Source organism: Uniformispora flossi (assembly GCF_049534875.1).
Taxonomy (GTDB): Bacteria; Actinomycetota; Actinomycetes; order Streptomycetales; family Streptomycetaceae; genus Yinghuangia; species Yinghuangia aomiensis.
Genome location: NZ_JBMULZ010000002.1, coordinates 486,056 through 504,122, shown reverse-complemented (window position 1 = coordinate 504,122; position 18,067 = coordinate 486,056). Strand labels below are relative to the sequence as shown.

Sequence of the window (18,067 nt, the reverse complement as noted above, 5' to 3'; positions counted from 1 at the left end):
GCAGGTGATACGTCTTTGCGGTGACCCGTCACCCTTTCCGCGCCGCCCGACTCCGCTCCTCCGCGCTCGCCGCCGCCGCGGCCGTCGCCGTGGTCGCGACCGGTTGCACCTCCTCGGCCGGCAGGACGGCCGGCCCGCCCGGCAGCGGCCCCGCCAAGGCAGGCAGCCCGTCCGGGGCTTCGCCCTCGCCGGCGGGCGACTTCCGGGCGCAGAAGCCGGCCTGGCGCACCTGCACCGACGACGGGACGGCGCAGAGCAGCGATCCGGCGTACCGGTCCGCCGCGCGGCGGCTCGAGTGCGCGAAGCTGCGGGTGCCGCTCGACTACGCCGCGCCCGGCGGGAAGTCGGTGCAGATAGCCGTCTACCGGCTCCCCGCGGCAGGACCCGCCGGGCAGCGGCTCGGCAGTCTGGCGACGAACCCGGGCGGACCCGGCAGCGGCGTGCGGTCGACGGTCGTCGGGTTGGCGGCCGCGAAACCCGACGTGGCCAAGCGGTACGACATCGTCGGCTTCGACCCGCGCGGCACCGGCGCCAGCCGGCCGGTCGTCTGCGGGGACGGGCCGCTGATGGACCGGATCCAGTCCCTCGACCCGACGACCGCGGACGCCGCCCAGGTCGACGCGAACGCGGCCGTGCTCAAGGAGTTCGGACAGGGCTGCGCGGCGCGGACGGGCGACCTGCTGCCGCATCTGGGGACGGCCGAGGCAGTCGAGGACATGGACGTCCTGCGGAGCGTCCTCGGCGACGACAAGGTCAACTTCGTGGGCACGTCCTACGGCACGTACCTCGGCGCCCGCTATGCCGCCGCCCACCCCGACCGCGTCGGCCGCTTCGTCCTCGACGGGCTCGTCGACCCGGCCTCGGACCGGTTCACCGTGGCGCGCGAGCAAGCCGTGGGCTTCGACACGGCGTTCCGGGCCTTCGCCGCGGACTGCGTGCAGCGGCGCGGCTGCCCGTTCTCCGGCGGCGCCGACGCGGCCGCGGCGAGCATGCGCACGATGCTCGGCCAACTCGGCGACCGGCCGCGCCCGGTCGGCAAGCGGGCCCTGGACGAGGGCATGGCGAGCACCGTCGTCTCCGCGTACCTCTACAGCCCGGCGTCGTGGTCCGCGCTGCGCGACCTCCTCGGCACGCTGTACGGGGGCGACGCGCGGCCCATGCTCCGCGCCTTCGACTCCTACGCCCGTCGTGCGGACGACGGCACCTACCAGGGTGCGACGTTGGCCGGCTACTACGAGATCAACTGCGCCGACGGGCGCTCCCTCACCGCCGCCGAAGCGGACCGCCTCGCCCACGAGGTCGCGGCCGACGCGCCCGTCCTCGGACCGTCCGTGGTGTGGAGTTGGGCGGCGGACTGCGCCGCGCCCGGGCCGGACCGCGCGTACCCGCTCGACGCGGTGAAACTCCCGAACCTGCTGCTCGTCAGCACCACGCGCGACCCCGCCACCCCGAACGTCGCGGCGGCCCGGCTCAAGCGGCAGCTGCCCAACGCCGCGCTGGTGACGTACAACGGCGACGGCCACGTGGCGTTCTACCGCCACAACCCGTGCGTGGATCGCGCGACTTCAAGCTACTTGCTGACCGGTGCGGCGACGGATACGACCTGCAGCTGAGGCAGGGCACGGTCGGGCGTGGTGAGGGGAAATTCCGCTGCGTCGGGCGCGGCGTATCACGCGTTCCGAAGGGCACGCCGACGATCCGCGCAGAGGTGATGCCGTCGGGAACGACCAGCAGCCGTGCGGTCGTCGCACCGAGGGAGTCCGTGCCGAACCGCAGGGGGCCGGCAGGCGAGGATCCGGTCGGCGACGGGGCCAGGGGCGGTCGGAGGGGCTTGCCGCTGCGGCGGGTGACCGCCACGTCGTTCCGTGCGCCCGAGAGACGTTCTTTCGGTCTTCGGGTAGTCGGAGCGGACGCGGGTGGAACGTGTCGGCCGGGGGAGGTCGGTGCTCCTTCCCCGGCCGACGGGCGGTCAGCGGCGCGGCGGGCGGCGCCAGGCGCCGGGCGCGTACGGGTCCGCGGGCGGGTTGCCCATGAGGTCCCAGAACCGGTCCATCGCCCCCGCGGGCAGCGGCGGCGCGGGCGGCTCCTCGACGGCTTGCTCGCCGGACGTCCGCTTGGGCTTGGCGTCGACGCCACCGGGCGGCGGGAAGTCCGCGATCAGCGCCTCCATCGCCTCGGCGACCTTGCGGCGGCGGAGGCCGAGGACTTCGGTGACCGGGCTGACGTAGGCGGGCGCGCGTCCTTGGCCGAGGCACTTGGCGAGGCATTCGGACAGTTCTTCGCGGGCTCCGGACACCTCGACGAGTTGGCGGTGCGTCAGACCGCTGAACATCCGTATGAGGGCTTGCGTACGGCGTTCGTCGGCGCGCCAGGCATTGCCGCGTTCCATCCGCAACCAGGTCGCTTCCGACATGCCGACCTGCTTGCCGGCCGCGGCCGCGGTGAGCCCGGCCCGCAGCCGCAGCGCATGCAGCGACGCATTGCCGGACTCGCCCATGAGCCGGCCGACCGGCACGGCAAGGGCCTTGGCGAGACCGATGAGCTGGTCCTCGGTGGGGGCGACGGAACCGTCTTCCCACGCGCGGACGTCCCGGGGGAACGCGTTGACGCCGTAGGAGGCGAGCGTGGCCGCCACCCGCTCCGGCGTGAAAGCCATGACGGAGCGTGCCGTGCGAGCCGCCTCCGGGTCGAAGGGCGGTGCGGTGTCGAGTTCTGCAGGCTGAGTCACGGCGCACCAGCGTAGGGCCTGTCGAGGGAATGTTGGAGTTGGGTTGCGCGGACCGGGTGCGCCGGGGGCGGTAGTTGCGCTGGCCGACGCTGGAAAGTCGGGTCAGTCGGCGCGCGAATTGCGTTGGGACGTCCGGGCATCGCCGATCAGGTGCGTGACCAGGGCGGGGTCTTCGTTGGGGGTGAGGAAACTTGCGCCGGGGATGGTCACCATGGTGATGCCGCCGCAGGATGCGAGGACGCGGCGTTCGGAGGCGCTGACGGCACCGTCGCCGGATTCGCCGTGGACGACCCAGGTGGGGACGCCTGCGACGCACAGGCGGGATGCCGCCGGCCATGGCCGGCGTCTGGAGGCGGCCGGCAGGTTTCACTCCCGACCGCACATTCCAGACCCGCGTGCTCGGACGAGAGAGGAAGGCCGCTATTCCGCCCGCCCCGCCCCTCCCCCCGCCTCCGCCGCGAAGATCCGCGGCCGGGTGTATCCCGCCTCCGCGAACGCGGTTTCCACGGCTGCCGTGACGCCGTGCGCGGTCTCGGTCCTCGTCAGCACGATCACCGAACCCCCGAACCCGCCCCCGGTCATCCGCGCCCCCAACGCCCCCGCCGCTACCGCGGTCTCCACCACCAGGTCGGTTTCGGGGCAGGAGACTCCGAAGTCATCGCGCAGCGAGGCGTGTCCTGCGGTCAGCACTGGGCCCATCTCCGCGACCCGGCCGGCGTCGAGCAGCGCCAACGTCTCCGTCACCCGTGCCTGCTCGGTCACCACGTGGCGCACCAGGCCGTGCAGCTCCGGCGGCAACCCACCCAAAACCGTGTCGAGTTCGGACAGCTCCACATCCCGCAGCGCCGGGCGTCCGGCCAGCTCCGCTGCGTGCTCGCAGCCCGCGCGGAGTGCCGCGTAGGCGCCGTCCCCCAAGTCGTGTTTCACCCGGGTGTCGACCACCAGCAATCGGAGTCCGTGTGCTGCGGCGTCGAAGGGGACGTGTCGCACCGAGAGGTCGCGTGTGTCCAGGAACAGTGCCGACCCCGCCTCGCAGCACGCCGACGCCATCTGGTCCATCACTCCGCACGGCACGCCCACGAAGTCGTTTTCGGCGCGCTGGGCGAGCAATGCCAGGTGGGGAGCGGTCAGGCCCAACCCGTACATCCCGTCGTAGGCGAAGGCGACCGCGCACTCCAGCGCCGCCGACGACGACAGACCGGCCCCCGTCGGCACATCGCCGGCCAGATACACATCCGCGCCGCCGACCTCGTGCCCCGCCTCGCGCAGCGCCCACACCACGCCGGCCGGGTACGCCGCCCACGTGGCCACCGCGCCCGCGCGCAGGTTCGCGACCGCGAGGTCCGTCGTCTGGCCGTCGCCCTGCGCGCTGTGCAGCCGCAGCCGTCCGTCGGAGCGCGGCCGTGCCGCGGCCAGGATGCGCTGCGACAGGGCGATCGGCAGGACGAAGCCGTCGTTGTAGTCCGTGTGCTCGCCGATGAGGTTGACCCGGCCCGGCGCCGCCCACACGCCCGCGGGGTCGCCGCCGAAGACCTCGGCAAAGCCGGCCCGGACGGCAGACACGCCGCTCACCGGCCCACCGCCCGCAGCCGCTCCGCCGCGCCCTCCGGCGATACGTCGTTCACGAAGGCGTCCATCCCCGATTCCACTCCCGCGAGGTACTTGAGCTTGCCCGCGGCACGGCGGATGGTGAACAGCTCCAGGTGCAGCGCCAACTCCTCGCGGTGTGCGGCGGGGGCTTGGTGCCATGCGGCAATGTACGGCGTAGGCCCCGCGCCGTCGAACAGCCGGTCGAAGCGGCGCAGCAGGTCCAGGTACAGCCCGGGGAACTCCGCGCGCTCGTCCTCGCTCAGCCCGGTCAGGTCGGGAGCCCGCCGGTTCGGGTACAGGTGCACTTCGTACGGCCACCGTGCGGCGAACGGCACAAATGCCGTCCAGTACCGTCCCGCGGTCACGACCCGCACCGGATCGGCGAGTTCCGCCGCGACCACGTCGTCGAACAGGTTCCGTCCGAACGCCTCGCGGTGTTCCGCGGCCCGGGCCGCGACCCGGGAAGTACGCGGGGGCACGAACGGGAACGCGTAGATCTGCCCGTGCGGGTGGGGGAGTGTCACCCCGATTTCCGCACCGCGGTTCTCGAAGCAGTACACCTGCTCGATCCCCGGCAAGGCCGACAACGCGGCCGTCCGATCGGTCCAGGCGTCCAGCACCACCCGGGCACGCTCCTCGCTCAGGTCCGCGAACGACGCGTCGTGGTCGGCGGTGAAGCACACGACCTCGCACCGCCCCGCGCCCGGCGCCAGGTCGAACAGCGGCCCCGATCGGCCCGGGACGTGTGCCGCCGCGTCGCGCGCCAACGACGGGAAGCGGTTCTCGAACACCGCCACTTCGTAGTCCGCGGCGGGAATCTCACTGAGCCGCCCGTCCCGCGACGGGCACAACGGGCACTCGTCCGCCGGCGGCCGGTACGTGCGGCCCTGCCGGTGCGCGGCCACCGTGACGTGGTCGCCGGTCACCGGATCGCGGCGGATCTCGGACAGCGCGGTCACCGGCTCCAGCGGCCGCAGGTCGGGTGCGTCGCGCACCGCGGTCTCGTCCGCGTCGAAATAGAGCAGTTCACGGCCGTCGGCCAGCTTGGTCGTGGTCTTCTTCACGGCTCCCACTCCGTCGGTCGATCCTCACCCGGGATCGACGGGAACCACACACAATCAAACACAACCACACGAGGTCAACCACAATCGATGGTGGTTGTTGTTGGTGTGTGGTTGTTGGGGGAAGGGGATCCGGGATACAGTCCCCGGACCGGCGGACCGGCGGACCGCCCCCGGGCGACGGGAACACCGCACGGACGCTTGAACGCACGACCCCTGGGGCGCACGACCTCACAACCGCCAGAACGCAACAACGCAAGAACGCAAGAACGCACGAGCGCTTGAACACACGGAGGCACGCGTGGTCGAACGCGGCATGCTCGCGGGCCGCCGCCGCGCGCTGATCATGGACACCGTCCGCACGCACGGCGAGGTCCGGGTCGCCGACCTCGTCGACCGGCTCGGCGTCTCCGACATGACGATCCGCCGCGACCTCGACGCGCTCGCCGCCGACGGCGTGCTCGACAAGGTGCACGGCGGCGCGGTCGCCCGCACCGGCGCCGCCACCACCGACGAGCCGTGGTTCGAAGCCAAAGCCACCCTCGCCGCCGCCGCGAAAACCGCCATCGCGGCCGCCGCCGCGGCCCTCGTCGAACCCGGCAGCGTCGTTGCGCTGTCCGCCGGCAGCACCACGTACGCGGTCGCCACGCAGCTCCTCGGCGTGCCGCGCCTGACCGTGGTGACCAACTCGCTGCCCATCGCCGACCTGCTACGCGCCGCCGACCGGGACCGGGCCGGCGACGCCCCGACGCTGCTGCTCACCGGCGGCACCCCCACCCGCTCCGCGGCACTCGTCGGCCCGATCGCCGACCAGGTCCTCGCGAACCTGCACGTCGACCTGCTGATCCTCGGCACCCACGGCGTCTCCGAACGCGCCGGGCTCAGCACCCCCAACCTCGCCGAAGGCCAGACCAACCGCGCCCTCATCGCCGCCGCCCGCCGCGTCGCCGTGGTCGCCGACCACACCAAGTGGGGCGTCGCCGGACTCGCCGGCTTCGCCGCCCTCGACACCGTCGACGTCTTCGTCACCGACGACGGCATCCCCACCGCCGCCCGCGACGTCCTCGCGGACCACGTCGGCGAACTGATCGTGGTCCCCGCCACCGACTGAAACAACGACAAGAACACGACGACACGACGGCACGACGAGACGACGAGACGCCCGCGGGCGACGAAACACGACGGCGCCGGGGCGCCGCGTGGACAAAGCACGCAGCACCCCGGCGCCGTCGACGTCGTCAAAAGCCGGCGGACCCGCCCGCCCTCACGCCATCGTGTCGAGCATCTCCCGCACCATCTCCGGCGTCGTCCCCGGGTGCAGGAACGCGAACCGCGCCACCGTCTCGCCCTCCCAGCCCGTCGGCGTCACGAAGCCGATCTGCCCGGCCAGCAGCCGCTGCGACCACGCGTGGTAGTCCTCCGCCGACCAGCCCCGGCGCCGGAACAGCACCGCGGACAGCTCCGGCTCCCGGATCAGCTCCAGGTGCGGCGTCTCGCGGATCAGCCGCGCCGTGTCCCGGGCCAGCGTCAGTGCCGCCTCGATCGCGTCCCGATAGGCGTCCGTGCCGTGCACCGCCAGCGAGAACCACAGCGGCAGGCCGCGCGCCCGGCGGGTCAGGTGGTACGCGTAGTCGGTCGGGTTCCACTCCTCCGCCGCGTCGGTGTGCAGCACGTCCAGGTACGACGCGTCCTGGGTGTGCACGCCGCGCGCCAGCGCCGGCTGCCGGTACACCAGCGCCGCGCAGTCGAACGGGGCGAACAGCCACTTGTGCGGGTCGACCACGAACGAGTCGGCCCGTTCGATCCCGTCGTACTTGGCCCGCACGCTCGGCGCGAACAGGCCCGCGCCGCCGTACGCCCCGTCCACGTGGAACCACAGGTCGTATGCGTCCGCCACCGCGCCCACGCCCGCCAGGTCGTCCACGATGCCCGCGTTGGTCGTCCCCGCCGTCGCGACCACGCCCACCACCGACCGCGGATCCGGGTCCGCGGCCAGCGCGGCACGCACCGCCGCACCGGTCAGCCGGTGGTCCGCCGTCGGCACCACCAGCGCGTCCACGCCCATGATCCGCAGCGTGTTGCCGATCGACGAATGCGCCTGGTCGCTCACCGCGACACGCCACGGGCCCGACGGCACGTAGCCCTCGGCCAGCCGGCGCCGAGCGCCCGTGTCGCGGGCCACCACCAGCGCCGACAGGTTGCCCGCCGAACCGCCGCTCACGAAGCAGCCCCCGGCGCCCTCCGGCAGCCCAGCCAGGTCCGCGATCAGCCGCAGCACCTGGTTCTCCGCGGCCACCGCGCCCGCGGCCTCCAGCCACGATATGCCTTGCAGCGACGCGGACGAGACGACCATGTCGAACAGCAGCGCGGCCTTCGTCGGCGCCGCCGGAATGAACGAGAGGAACCGCGGGCTGTCGCACGAGATCACCGCGGGCGCCAAGTGGTCCGCGTACAGCGCCAGCACGTCCGCCGGGTCGTTCCCGTCGGCGCCCAGCAGCCCGTCGAGCGTGCGGTCCAGCTTGTCCTTCACGCCCGGGTGGTCCAACGGCACCGGATCCAGCTGCAGGCGCTCGCGCATGTACGCGAACACCATGTCGGCCAGGTTCTCGTCGTACGTGTGCATCGGCAGGCGGGTGGGGCGCGTCTCGGGCATGGGGCGGCTCTCGGCGTTCTCGCGAAGGGAAACGAAAGGAAACACAGGGAAACAAAAGGTCGAGCAGGGGCGAGCAGGGGCGAGCAGGGGCGAGCAGGATCGGGCAAGGACGAGCAGGGGCGAGCAGGCAAGCTGCCGGGCATCGACACCGGCTCCCCAGAACACTAAAGACCGCCCGACCTGCGGCCAACCAGCCGATCTTGCGGGCGACCACCGATCCATTGCGTCCTTCCCGCATGCCCGCCCGATCCGTTGCGCGCATCCTGGGATCGGCGGCGATCACTGCGATACGTTCCTCCGCGCATCCCCTCGACGCACGCTCCACCTGCACACCTGCATACCTGCATACCTGCACACCTCCACCGGCAGACCCCGACCAAGACCCGCCCCCGAGCACGATCCGGAGCAAGGAACCAACCGATGGCCATCGACGCGCTGGACAGCGGCATCATCGCCGCGCTCATCGAGGACGCGCGGGCGACCTACGCCGAAATCGGCGCACGCGTCGGCCTGTCCGCACCGGCCGTGAAACGCCGCGTCGACCGACTGTTGGAAACCGGCGTGATCACCGGCTTCTCCGCGTCCGTCGAACCGTCCGCGCTCGGCTGGCGCACCGAGGCGTTCGTCGAGCTGTACTGCCGCGGCCGCACCTCGCCCGAGGACATCGCCCGCGCCCTCGCCAAATACCCCGAGGTCGTCTCCGCCAGCACGGTCACCGGCGACGCCGACGCCGTCATCCACCTGCTCGCCGCCGACGTCCAGCAGTTCGAGAAAGTCCTCGAACGCATCGGCGCCGAACCGTTCGTCGTGCGCACCAAAAGCGCCGTCGTGCTGTCCCGGCTCGTCCGGCGCAGCGGCTCCGGCGCCGGAAGCTGACCCCGCGGCCCGGCACACCCGGCACCCCCGACACCCCCGACACCCTCCACGGACCCACGCCCCCGGCACACCCCGCCCGGCATCCCCCGACGCTGCGCCGTCCGGGTACGCGGTCGGGCGGCCCGCGTGTCGCGGACCCGGCCGGTCGTCCGCCGCGACCAGCATGACCGGGTGAACACCCCGCGGACCGTGGTCCAGCTCGGCGGCGAGGGCGACGGCGATTATGCGCCCGACCCGCGCCGCTGGCGCGCGCTCGCGGTCTGCATGCTCGCCGGCTTCATCACCCTCCTCGACGTGTCCATCGTCAACGTCGCGCTGCCGTCGATCCGCACCGCGCTCGACGCGTCCGACGGCGACATCCAGTGGGTGCTCTCCGGCTACGCGCTCACGTTCGGCCTCGTGCTCGTCCCGGCGGGACGGGTCGGCGACGCCCGCGGCCGCCGCATGATGTTCATGCTCGGCGTCGCGCTCTTCACCGCGGCCAGCGCCCTGTGCGGGGCCGCGCAGAGCGCGGTGTGGCTCGTCCTCGCCCGGCTGATCCAGGGCGTCGCGGGAGGGCTGCTCACGCCGCAGGTCTCCGCGCTCATCCAGCAGCTGTTCCGCGGGCGCGAACGCGCCCGCGCGTTCGGCGTCTTCGGCTCCGTGATCGGCATCTCCACGGCCGTCGGGCCGGTCCTCGGCGGGCTCATCATCAACGTGTTCGGCGCCGAACACGGCTGGCGCTGGATCTTCTTCGTCAACCTGCCCATCGGCATCGCGGCGTTCGTCCTCGCCGCGCGGCTGCTGCCCGGCCCCGCACACGAACACCGGCCCTGCCTGCGCGACCTCGACCCGGTCGGCGTCCTGCTGCTCGGCGCCGCCGTCGTCCTGCTGATGCTGCCGCTCGTCGAGGAACGGCAGTGGCATACCGCCGCCAAGTGGCTGTTCGTGCCCGCGTCCGCGGTCCTGCTGGCGCTGTTCGTCGCCTGGGAGTACCGCTACCGCAAGCGCCACACGCCGCTCGTCGACCTCGACCTGTTCCGCGAACGCTCCTACGCGTGCGGCTCCCTCGTCATGCTCTGCTACTTCGCCGGCTTCACCTCGATCTTCTTCGTCCTCACCCTCTACCTGCAGTCCGGGCTCGGCGACTCCGCCCTCGTCGCCGGACTCGCCGTCACCCCGTTCGCGCTCGGCTCGGCCGCGTCCGCCGCCGTCGGCGGACACCTCGTCGCGCGCTACGGGCACGCCCTCGTCGCCGCCGGACTCCTCACCGTCATCTGCGGACTCGGCGTCGTCGTCGTGCTCGTCGGCACCGTCGACCCCGCCGTCACCGAATGGGCCATCCTCGGCCCGCTCCTCGTCGCCGGACTCGGCAGCGGACTCGTCATCGCCCCCAACCAGGCCCTCACCCTCGCCTCCGTCCCGCCCCGCGAAGCGGGCAGCGCCGGCGGCGTCCTGCAGACCGGGCAGCGCATCGGCTCCGCCCTCGGCATCGCCGTCGTCGGCTCCACCTTCTTCTCCCGGCTCGCGTCCCGGACGCACCCCGACTGGTCCGGCGCGCTGCGCCTCGGCCTCGTCGTGTCGATCTCGTTCGTGGTGCTCGCCCTCGCGATCGCGATCGGCGACCTCACCCAGGAACGCAACCGCACCGCCGCGGATCCCGACAGGAAACCCTGACCCGATCCGGCGTTTCCGGCGCATTGCACACCGCTCGTGGTCTTACTCTTGTCCGAGGTCGAAATCATCTTCGATGAGGGGTGCTGCGCCTTCGGCGTGTGACACGGGGACGGGAAGGGCCGATACCGATGGTCGTGGGGAACGTGGAAAACCAGCGGCTTGGCGCGGCGGTGCCCGCACTGTCGTCCGAGGTGATCGAAGCGGCGCTCTACCGTGCCGCCGAGGGCGAACCGGCGGCGCAAGCCACGGCGTACATCCTCACCGAGGAGGGCTCGTTCGTCCGTCGCCCCGACTTGTACGCGGTCTGCCTCGACTGGTCCGACGACGGCCGTTACGCCGCCGTGCGGTGGGACGTGCTCCGCGACATCGTGACCGCGGAGGACTCGGCCTATCCGGAGGGGCCGCTGCGCACCCTGCTGCTGCTGTGCTGCGCGCTGCACGACGACGGGCCCGCGCCGCTCACCCGGCTCGGCGAACTCGACACGACCCAGGCGCAGATCGCCGCGCGCGGCATGCACATCGCCACGGGGAAGCTGTCCTTGGCGCAGGCGTTGGGCCAAGGCGCCGTATAGCGGTTTCACTCGAAGGAATGAATCCGGCGTTCCGGGCGGCGACTTCGCGGGACGACCAACGGGGCGGTCGGCCATGATTCCCCGGTGAAAACGACCATGCGAACGGCCGCGCGCCGCCGGATTCTGCTTCCGCTCGGTGCGTGCGCCCTCAGCCTGCTGTCCTTACTCCCCGCCACCGCGCAGACCGCCACCGCGCAGACCGGTCCGGCGCAGACCGGTCCGGCGCAAACCGGTCCGGCGCGGCCCGGCACCGCCGCCGAACGCCGGGTGTCGGCCTATCTCGACAGCATCAAGGACGACCCGGCCGCGCAGCGCGCCTTCTTCGCCGCGCTGCCCAAGGGCGGCGACCTGCACAACCACCTGTCCGGTGCGGCGTCCACCGAGTACATCCTCGGCCTGGCCGCCCAGGACGGCATGTGCCTCGACCCCACGACGACGGCCTACATGCCGCCCTGCAAGCCCGGCGACCGCCCGGCGGCGGACACCACGACCGACGCGGACTACCGGCGGACGGTGATCGCCGCGTGGTCCATGCAGGACTTCCCGCCCGGCGAGTCCGGCCACGACCACTTCTTCGACGCGTTCAACAAGTTCGGCGACGTCACCTGGCGGCACCGCGGCGAACTCCTGGCCGACGTCACGAACACGCTCGCCGCGCAGAACCAGTCGTACCTGGAGACGATGGTCAGCCCGGCCTCCGAAGAGGCCAAGGCGCTGGCGAACAAGGTCGGCTGGGACGACGACTTCGCGAAGATGCACGCGAAGCTGCTCGCCGACGGGCAGATGGACGCGGTCGTCGCCGCGGCCCGCAAGGAATCCGACGACGCCGACGCGGTCTACGCCAAGACCGCGCACTGCGGCACCGCCGCGCCCGACCCGGGCTGCAAGGTGTCCGTGCGGTGGATCTCCCAGGTGTCGCGCGGCAGCACCCCCGCACGGGTGTTCACCCAGATGGTCGTGGGCATGCGCCTTGCCGAGCAGGACGCGCGGTTCGTCGCGATCAACCTGGTCCAGCCCGAGGACTGGGACAGCTCGCTGCAGAACTACCGGCTGCAGATGCGCATGCTGAACTACCTGCACACCGTCTACCCGAAGGCGCACATCACCCTGCACGCCGGCGAGCTGGTGCCCGGACTGGTCAAGCCGGAAGACCTGACCTTCCACGTCGACCAGGCCGTCCGCACCGGTGAGGCGGAACGCATCGGGCACGGCGTCGACCTCCGCAACGAGACGAACTGGCAGGACCTCGCCCGCACGATGGCCGCCGAGAAGGTCGCCGTGGAGGTGCCGTTCACCAGCAACGCGCAGATCCTCGGCGTGAAGGGCGCCGACCACCCGTTCTCGTCGTACCGGCAGTACGGTGTGCCGATCGTGCTGGCCACCGACGACCCGGGCATCTCCCGCGTCGACATCACCCACGAATACCAGTACGCCGCACAGACCTACGGTCTGAGCTACCCCGAACTCAAGGACCTGGCACGGGCCTCCCTCGCGTACGCCTTCGTCCCGGGCGTGAGCCTGTTCTCCGGCCCGGGCAAGTCCGCCGTCGTGACCGCGTGCCGCTCCGACCGGCCGGGTGACCCGGCGCCGCACCAGCGCTGCGCGCAGTTCCTGGAGGCGAACCCGAAGGCCGCGCTCCAGTGGCAGCAGGAAGGCGCGTTCACCGCGTTCGAACGGCAGTACGGCGGACGCGGCTAGCCGCATCCGGCACCCGAAGGCGGCTCTCCCGGGCGGGGGAGCCGCCTTCGCCGTTTCCGCGGCCCGGGTTACCGGCGCGCCGTCACGGCGCGCGTGCCGAGCCTCCCGTGCCGGGCGTCGGCGAGCCGCAGCACCGCGGCGGCGACGCGCGGGACGGCGTCGGGGACGCCGCGGAAGCTCGGGAAGTCGTTGACGTCGACGATCGTCCAGCCGTCCGGGCCTTCGACGGCGTCGATGCCGAACAGGTCGAGGTCGTACACCTCGCCGATCCGGGTGACGAGCGCGGCGAGGTCGTCCGGGAGCGGGATCTCCCGGGTCTCGACCGGCCGGTCGGGGTGCAGGGGCGAGGTGCGCACGGTGGCGTGGAGGTCGCCCGCGACGCTGTAGACCTTGACGTCGACGCCCGGGTTGGGGACGTACGGCTGCACGAGCAGGAACCCTTCGCGGTGCAGTGCGCCGCGGGCTTCGCGCAGGTCGCGGGCGGACCGCACGATGTGCACGCCGCGCCCGGAGTCGCCCGCGACCGGCTTGACCACCAGCGGCCCGCCGTCGAAGCGGTGCAGCAGGTCGGCGGCGGCGACGAACCGCGTGGGCGGGAACGGTAGTCCGTGCCGTCGGGCGATGGCCGCGGCGACCGTCTTGTCGCGGACGGTGTGCACGGCGCGGGCGTCGTTGACCGTGGGTATCCCGGCTGCCGCGGCGGCGTCGAACAGGGACAGGCCGGGGCCGCCGGACACGGTTTTCAGCACCCACGCGTCGTGGCCGCGGGCGAGCAGCTCGTCGATCCGCACGACGCCGCGGCCGGGTTCGACGATGTCGACCTCGTGGCCGGTGGCCAGGAGATGCCGGGCGACGTGGAGGGGCATGACGTCGTCGCGGTACTGGTCTTCCACGAGAAAGCAAAGCCGCACTGCCGCCCCCATGCCGATGCTCGGTTCCTCCGCCCCGCTCCGGCGGTCCCGGGCTCGGCCTTGCCCCAGCACTTTAGAGGTTGCGCAACCTCTCAAGCGAGGGCTGCCGGCGGCTGACGGTCAGCCGTACGACAGGTTGCTGCACGCGTCGTCGTCGGCCGACCGGGCGTCCTGCGCCACCGACGGCGGCACGGCCGTCGGGGCGGGCTCCGGCGAGGCGGCGTCCGAGCCGGACGCCCCGGGCGCGGGTGCGGCCGGTGTGTCGGCGAAGACGCTGCCGACGGTCACCCGGATCCCGGGGGCGCGGGCGGAGGGCCGCAGTTCGGCTCCCGGGAAGGCAGCGGCCACGATCCGTGCCTGATCGGCATGCGTCGGCGGGTACTCGACGACCGTCGCGATCTGGTCGGGCGCGGGCGCCGTTCCGATCGTCGCCACGGTGAAGCCGTCGGCGCGCAGCAGGTCGGCGGCGCGGCCGGCGAGGCCGGGTGTGGCGGTGCCGTTGTAGACGGACACGTGAATGCCCGTGCCGTCGACGGGTGACGGGCCCGGTGTCGGCGTGGCCGGAGGCGGAGGTGTCAGGGCAGCCGGTTTCGCGGATCCGTTCCCGGCGTCCTGGTTGTCGAGCGTGCGGTCGTCGTGCAGGGCCGTCCACAGGGCGTCGGCCGCGGGATGCACGACGGCCACGTGTTCGCCCTGGTAACGCCACGGCAGGGTGACGAACTTGGTGTTGTGCAGGTCGATGCCTTTGAGGGCCAGCGTGAACGACAGCAGTTTCTGCACCGAGCCGAGCCCGGGGTCGACGGTCATCGACTTGGCCGCGGCTTCGGCGAGCGGCAGCAGGGTGGTCGGGTCGAGGCCCTGCCCCTTGATCTTCTTGACGAGCGACGAGACGAAGGCCTGCTGCCGTTTGATGCGGCCGATATCGGAGCCGTCGCCGATGCCGTGCCGCAGCCGGACGTAGTCGAGCGCCCTCTGTCCGGACACGGACTGCTTGCCCTTGGGGAAGACGAGCTGCCCGCGGCTGCCCTTGTTGGGGTTGAGGTCGCCCTCGAAGACCTCCTTCGGCAGGCACACTTCGACGCCGCCGACGGCCGAGGTCATCGCGGCGAAACCGGCGAAGTCCACCACGATCGTGTGGTCGATGCGGAGCCCGGTGAGCTTCTCCACGGTGTTCTGCGTGCAAGCCGGATTGCCCGAAGCCGTGTTCCCGACCGAGAACGCGTCGTTGAACATGACGTTGGACTGCGGCCGCGTCCAGGTGCCGTCCGGTTTCCGGCAGGACGGCATGTCGACGATGGTGTCGCGTGGGATGGACACGCCGACGGCGTGCTTGCCGTCGGCGTAGACGTGGAGGAGGAGTGTGGTGTCCGAGCGGCCGACGTCGCCTTTGCCGCCGCCGAACTTCGCGTTGTCGCCGGACCGCGAATCCGAGCCCATGATCAGCACGTTCCGGCCGGGCGACGTGTCCGGCGGGCGGTCCTGCTGCACGCCGTCCCCGGAGAACGTCCGGATGTCGCCGTTCAGCCGGAAGTACAGCCAGGCGGCGCCGGACGCCAGCAGGACCACGAACGCCAGTGCGGTGAACAGCACGATCCGCAGCCGCCGGCGGCGCCGCGACCGGCGGCGGTCGCGCTGGGCGGCTTCCCGTGCGGCCTGCCGCCCGGGCCCGCATGCCCGGCCGGCCCCGGATGTCCTGGGCACGCGCCTCCCCGACCGAATAGTCATCGAGTTGCGCAATATAGCAACCGTTTGAGGGTGGTGGAGACGACCGGAAGAGGGACCGACGGTGGCTGCGGCAAACGGGACGCCGGTCTTGTACGCGTCCCCGGCACACGCACAAGACCGGCCCCTCGGCTCGGGCCGGCTACAGCTCGACGGTTCCCGTCAGCCGCACGTCGCCCGCGCTGTGCGCCACGGCGATCCGGTAGGTGCCGGGCACCACGCGCCACCCGGACGCGTCGGCGTCCCAGCGCGCGAGGGTGTCCGCGTCGACGGGGATGCGCACCGTGGCGGCCTCGCCCGGTGCCGCGGTCGCCGGTGCGTAGCCGACCAGGCGCAGCGGTTCGGTGCGGCCGAGGAGTTCGCCGGAGGCCGGTTCGAGGTAGACCTGCACGATCTCGCGGCCCGGCCGGGATCCGGTGTTGGCGACGTCGGCGGTCACCGTCAGCCCGGCCGTCGCGTCGCCTTCGATGCGCAGGTCGCGGTACTCCCAGGTGGTGTAGCCGAGGCCGTGGCCGAACGGGTAGGCGGGTTTGGCGCCGCGGGCGGCCCACAGGCGGTAGCCGATCGTGGGGCCTTCGTCGTAGGTGTGGCGTCCGTCGACCGGGGTCGTCGCCAGGATCGGCACGTCGGCTTCGTCCGCCGGGAACGTGGTGGGCAGCCGGCCGCCCGGCTCGGCCGCGCCGGTGAGGACGTCGGCGATGGCGTTGCCGCCTTCCTGCCCGGGCAGCCACGCCCACAGCACCGCGGCGGCGGCGTCGCGCCACGGCATGCGGACCGGCGATCCGGCGTTGACCACGACCACGGTGTTCGGGTTCGCCGCCAGGACACGCGCCACGAGTTCGTCGGAACGCCCGGGCAGCGCCAAGTCCTTGCGGTCGTAGCCCTCGGATTCGATGTCGTCGGTGGTACCGACGACGACGATGGCGACGTCCGCGGCCGCCGCGTCGGCGATGGCCTCGCCCAGTTCGGTCTCGTCGTCGGGGCGCGGGTCGCCCAAGCCGATGCCGAAACTCGCCAGGACCAGCTCGCCGTCGGCGACGAAGGCGAGTTCGACGTCCACCGGCACGCCCGCGCGGGCGGCCAGCGGAAGGCGCTGGAGCGGCGGGCGCAGCAGCGCTTCCATGGGGTTGTCGTTGCCGGGGACGGCTTCCAGCGGAAGTCCGGTGCCGTCGACGGTCAAGCGGAGGTCGCCCGAGCCGAGGATCTCCAGGAGGCTGTCGCCGTCGACCGCGGGGAGGATGCGGGTGTGCAGCACGGCCTTGGCGGTGCCGGGCGGGAACATGCCCGGCCACAGGATGACGTGCGAGCCGACCCGGTCCTCGGTGCCGAGCACGGTGCCGTCCGCGTCGAAGAATTCCAGGCGGAGGCCTGGGCCGTCGGTGACCGGGTTGACCGAGTTGCCGCGGGTGAGCCCGGGGAGCCGGCGGTGGGTGTAAATGCCGTCCCGCACGGTGAGTTCGATGTCCGGGCCGAGGGCGTCGCGCAGTCCTTGGGCGACGTCGACGACATACTGCGGGCTGGCGTGCGCGCTGCCGCCGCCCTGTGCGGACAGCCGCACCGCGTTCGGGCCGATGAGGGCGACGCGGCGCAGTTTGCCGGTGTCGAGGGGGAGCGCGCCGCGGTTGGCGAGGAGTACCAGGCCGCGCCGGGCGATGTCGCGGATCCGCTCGCCCGCGTCCGCGAGGACGTCGGACGGGGTGGCCGGGGCGGTGTCGCCGAGCGCGCCGACGCGGGCGGCGAGCCGCAGGATGCGGACGACCTTGTCGTCGAGCACGGCTTCGTCGACGCGGCCGTCGCGCAGCGCCGCGCGCAGCGGCTCGCCCCACAGTTCGGCAGGGCCTGGCATGGCGATGTCCGTGCCGCCGAGGTAGGCGGCTTCGGTGGAGCGGACCGCCATCCAGTCGGACACGACGACGCCGTCGAAGCCCCACTCGTCCTTGAGGACGGTGGTCTGCAGCGGGGCGTTCTCCGTCATGGTGTGGCCGTTGACGCCGTTGTACGCGGACATCACCAACCACGCCCGCGCGTCGCGGACCGCGGCGAGGAACGGCACGAGGTAGGCCTCGCGCAGCGTCCGCTCGTCGGCGCGGACGTCGTACTCCATGCGGCCGTCTTCGCTGTCGTTGGCGACGAAGTGCTTGACCGTGGCGGCGACGCCCTGCGCCTGCACGCCCGCGACGAACGCGGCGCCGGAGCGGGCGGTCAGCAGCGGGTCTTCCGAGTAGCACTCGAAGTGCCGGCCGCCGAGCGGGGTGCGGTGCAGGTTGACGGTGGGCGCGAGCAGCACGTCGACGTTCTTCGCGCGGGCCTGCGCGCCGAGGAGTTCGCCGGCCCGGCGGGGGACCTCGGGGTCCCAGGCCGCGGCCTGTGCGGACGGGTTCGGCACCAGCACCGACGGGTCGCCTTCGTCGAAGGTGACGCCGCGCACGCCGACCGGGCCGTCGGACATGGTGATCTTGCGGAGTCCGATGTGCGGCAGCGCGGGCAGCGACCACACGTCTTCGCCGGTGATCAGGCGCAGCTTGTCGTCGGTGGACAATCGGGCGGCCAGGGCACGGAGTTCGGTGTCGGTCGGCGGCGCGGCGGAGTCGGGCATCGGT

General features: G+C 72.6%; 13 protein-coding genes. 6 read left to right on the top strand and 7 right to left on the bottom strand.

Annotation, left to right across the window (positions count from 1 at the left end):
* Positions 1–20 precede the first annotated feature (20 nt).
* Positions 21–1,613, top strand: a complete 1,593-nt coding sequence (locus ACPA54_RS06515; protein WP_423527692.1) for an alpha/beta hydrolase — start codon at positions 21–23, stop codon at positions 1,611–1,613.
* A 356-nt stretch (positions 1,614–1,969) separates the two neighbouring features.
* Here ACPA54_RS06515 and ACPA54_RS06510 read toward each other — a convergent pair whose 3' ends face one another.
* From ACPA54_RS06510 to galT, 3 genes are all read right to left on the bottom strand, one after another.
* Positions 1,970–2,728, bottom strand: coding sequence for a helix-turn-helix domain-containing protein (locus tag ACPA54_RS06510; RefSeq protein WP_345676753.1), 759 nt, complete (start codon positions 2,726–2,728; stop codon positions 1,970–1,972).
* 420 nt (positions 2,729–3,148) lie between these two features.
* Entirely contained in the window at positions 3,149–4,300 is a 1,152-nt protein-coding gene (gene galK / locus ACPA54_RS06505) for a galactokinase (RefSeq protein ID WP_423527690.1), read from the bottom strand.
* Positions 4,297–5,382 carry a galactose-1-phosphate uridylyltransferase gene (gene galT / locus ACPA54_RS06500; protein ID WP_423527688.1) on the bottom strand — a complete coding sequence of 362 codons (1,086 nt, stop codon included), beginning with the start codon at positions 5,380–5,382 and terminating at the stop codon, positions 4,297–4,299. Before galT ends, galK begins: the two co-directional genes overlap by 4 nt.
* A 298-nt stretch (positions 5,383–5,680) precedes the next feature.
* Between galT and ACPA54_RS06495 the strand changes: the two genes are divergently transcribed.
* Positions 5,681–6,490 carry a DeoR/GlpR family DNA-binding transcription regulator gene (locus ACPA54_RS06495; RefSeq protein ID WP_423527686.1) on the top strand — a complete coding sequence of 270 codons (810 nt, stop codon included), beginning with the start codon at positions 5,681–5,683 and terminating at the stop codon, positions 6,488–6,490.
* Positions 6,491–6,643: 153 nt separating this feature from the next.
* Here the strand turns inward: ACPA54_RS06495 and ACPA54_RS06490 are convergent, their stop codons facing one another.
* Positions 6,644–8,032 (bottom strand): pyridoxal phosphate-dependent decarboxylase family protein, encoded by a 1,389-nt coding sequence (locus ACPA54_RS06490; RefSeq protein ID WP_423527684.1) that lies wholly within the window; start codon positions 8,030–8,032, stop codon positions 6,644–6,646.
* A 420-nt stretch (positions 8,033–8,452) separates the two neighbouring features.
* On the opposite strand from ACPA54_RS06490, the gene ACPA54_RS06485 reads away from it, so the two are divergent.
* From ACPA54_RS06485 to ACPA54_RS06470, 4 genes are all read left to right on the top strand, one after another.
* Positions 8,453–8,908: an Lrp/AsnC family transcriptional regulator gene (locus tag ACPA54_RS06485; protein ID WP_345676748.1), complete on the top strand. Its 456-nt coding sequence runs from the start codon at positions 8,453–8,455 to the stop codon at positions 8,906–8,908.
* Positions 8,909–9,172: 264 nt separating this feature from the next.
* Positions 9,173–10,564, top strand: coding sequence for an MFS transporter (locus ACPA54_RS06480; protein WP_423527837.1), 1,392 nt, complete (start codon positions 9,173–9,175; stop codon positions 10,562–10,564).
* A 134-nt stretch (positions 10,565–10,698) separates the two neighbouring features.
* Positions 10,699–11,136, top strand: coding sequence for a hypothetical protein (locus ACPA54_RS06475; protein WP_423527682.1), 438 nt, complete (start codon positions 10,699–10,701; stop codon positions 11,134–11,136).
* A gap of 96 nt (positions 11,137–11,232) precedes the next feature.
* Positions 11,233–12,834 (top strand): adenosine deaminase family protein, encoded by a 1,602-nt coding sequence (locus tag ACPA54_RS06470; protein WP_423527836.1) that lies wholly within the window; start codon positions 11,233–11,235, stop codon positions 12,832–12,834.
* 68 nt (positions 12,835–12,902) lie between these two features.
* Here ACPA54_RS06470 and ACPA54_RS06465 read toward each other — a convergent pair whose 3' ends face one another.
* From ACPA54_RS06465 to ACPA54_RS06455, 3 genes are all read right to left on the bottom strand, one after another.
* Positions 12,903–13,727: an ATP-grasp domain-containing protein gene (locus tag ACPA54_RS06465; protein ID WP_423527680.1), complete on the bottom strand. Its 825-nt coding sequence runs from the start codon at positions 13,725–13,727 to the stop codon at positions 12,903–12,905.
* A gap of 138 nt (positions 13,728–13,865) precedes the next feature.
* Positions 13,866–15,470, bottom strand: coding sequence for an LCP family protein (locus tag ACPA54_RS06460; protein ID WP_423527678.1), 1,605 nt, complete (start codon positions 15,468–15,470; stop codon positions 13,866–13,868).
* Between the two features lie 139 nt (positions 15,471–15,609).
* Complete coding sequence (locus tag ACPA54_RS06455) at positions 15,610–18,063, bottom strand: beta-glucosidase family protein (RefSeq protein ID WP_423527676.1); 2,454 nt, start codon at positions 18,061–18,063, stop codon at positions 15,610–15,612.
* Positions 18,064–18,067 lie beyond the last annotated feature (4 nt).

Coding starts and splice junctions, on each gene's coding strand:
- ACPA54_RS06480 (WP_423527837.1), top strand. CDS start 9,173: ATGCTCGCCGGCTTCATCACCCTCCTCGACGTGTCCATCGTCAACGTC.
- ACPA54_RS06490 (WP_423527684.1), bottom strand. CDS start 8,032: ATGCCCGAGACGCGCCCCACCCGCCTGCCGATGCACACGTACGACGAG.
- ACPA54_RS06455 (WP_423527676.1), bottom strand. CDS start 18,063: ATGCCCGACTCCGCCGCGCCGCCGACCGACACCGAACTCCGTGCCCTG.
- ACPA54_RS06460 (WP_423527678.1), bottom strand. CDS start 15,470: ATGACTATTCGGTCGGGGAGGCGCGTGCCCAGGACATCCGGGGCCGGC.
- ACPA54_RS06470 (WP_423527836.1), top strand. CDS start 11,233: ATGCGAACGGCCGCGCGCCGCCGGATTCTGCTTCCGCTCGGTGCGTGC.
- ACPA54_RS06485 (WP_345676748.1), top strand. CDS start 8,453: ATGGCCATCGACGCGCTGGACAGCGGCATCATCGCCGCGCTCATCGAG.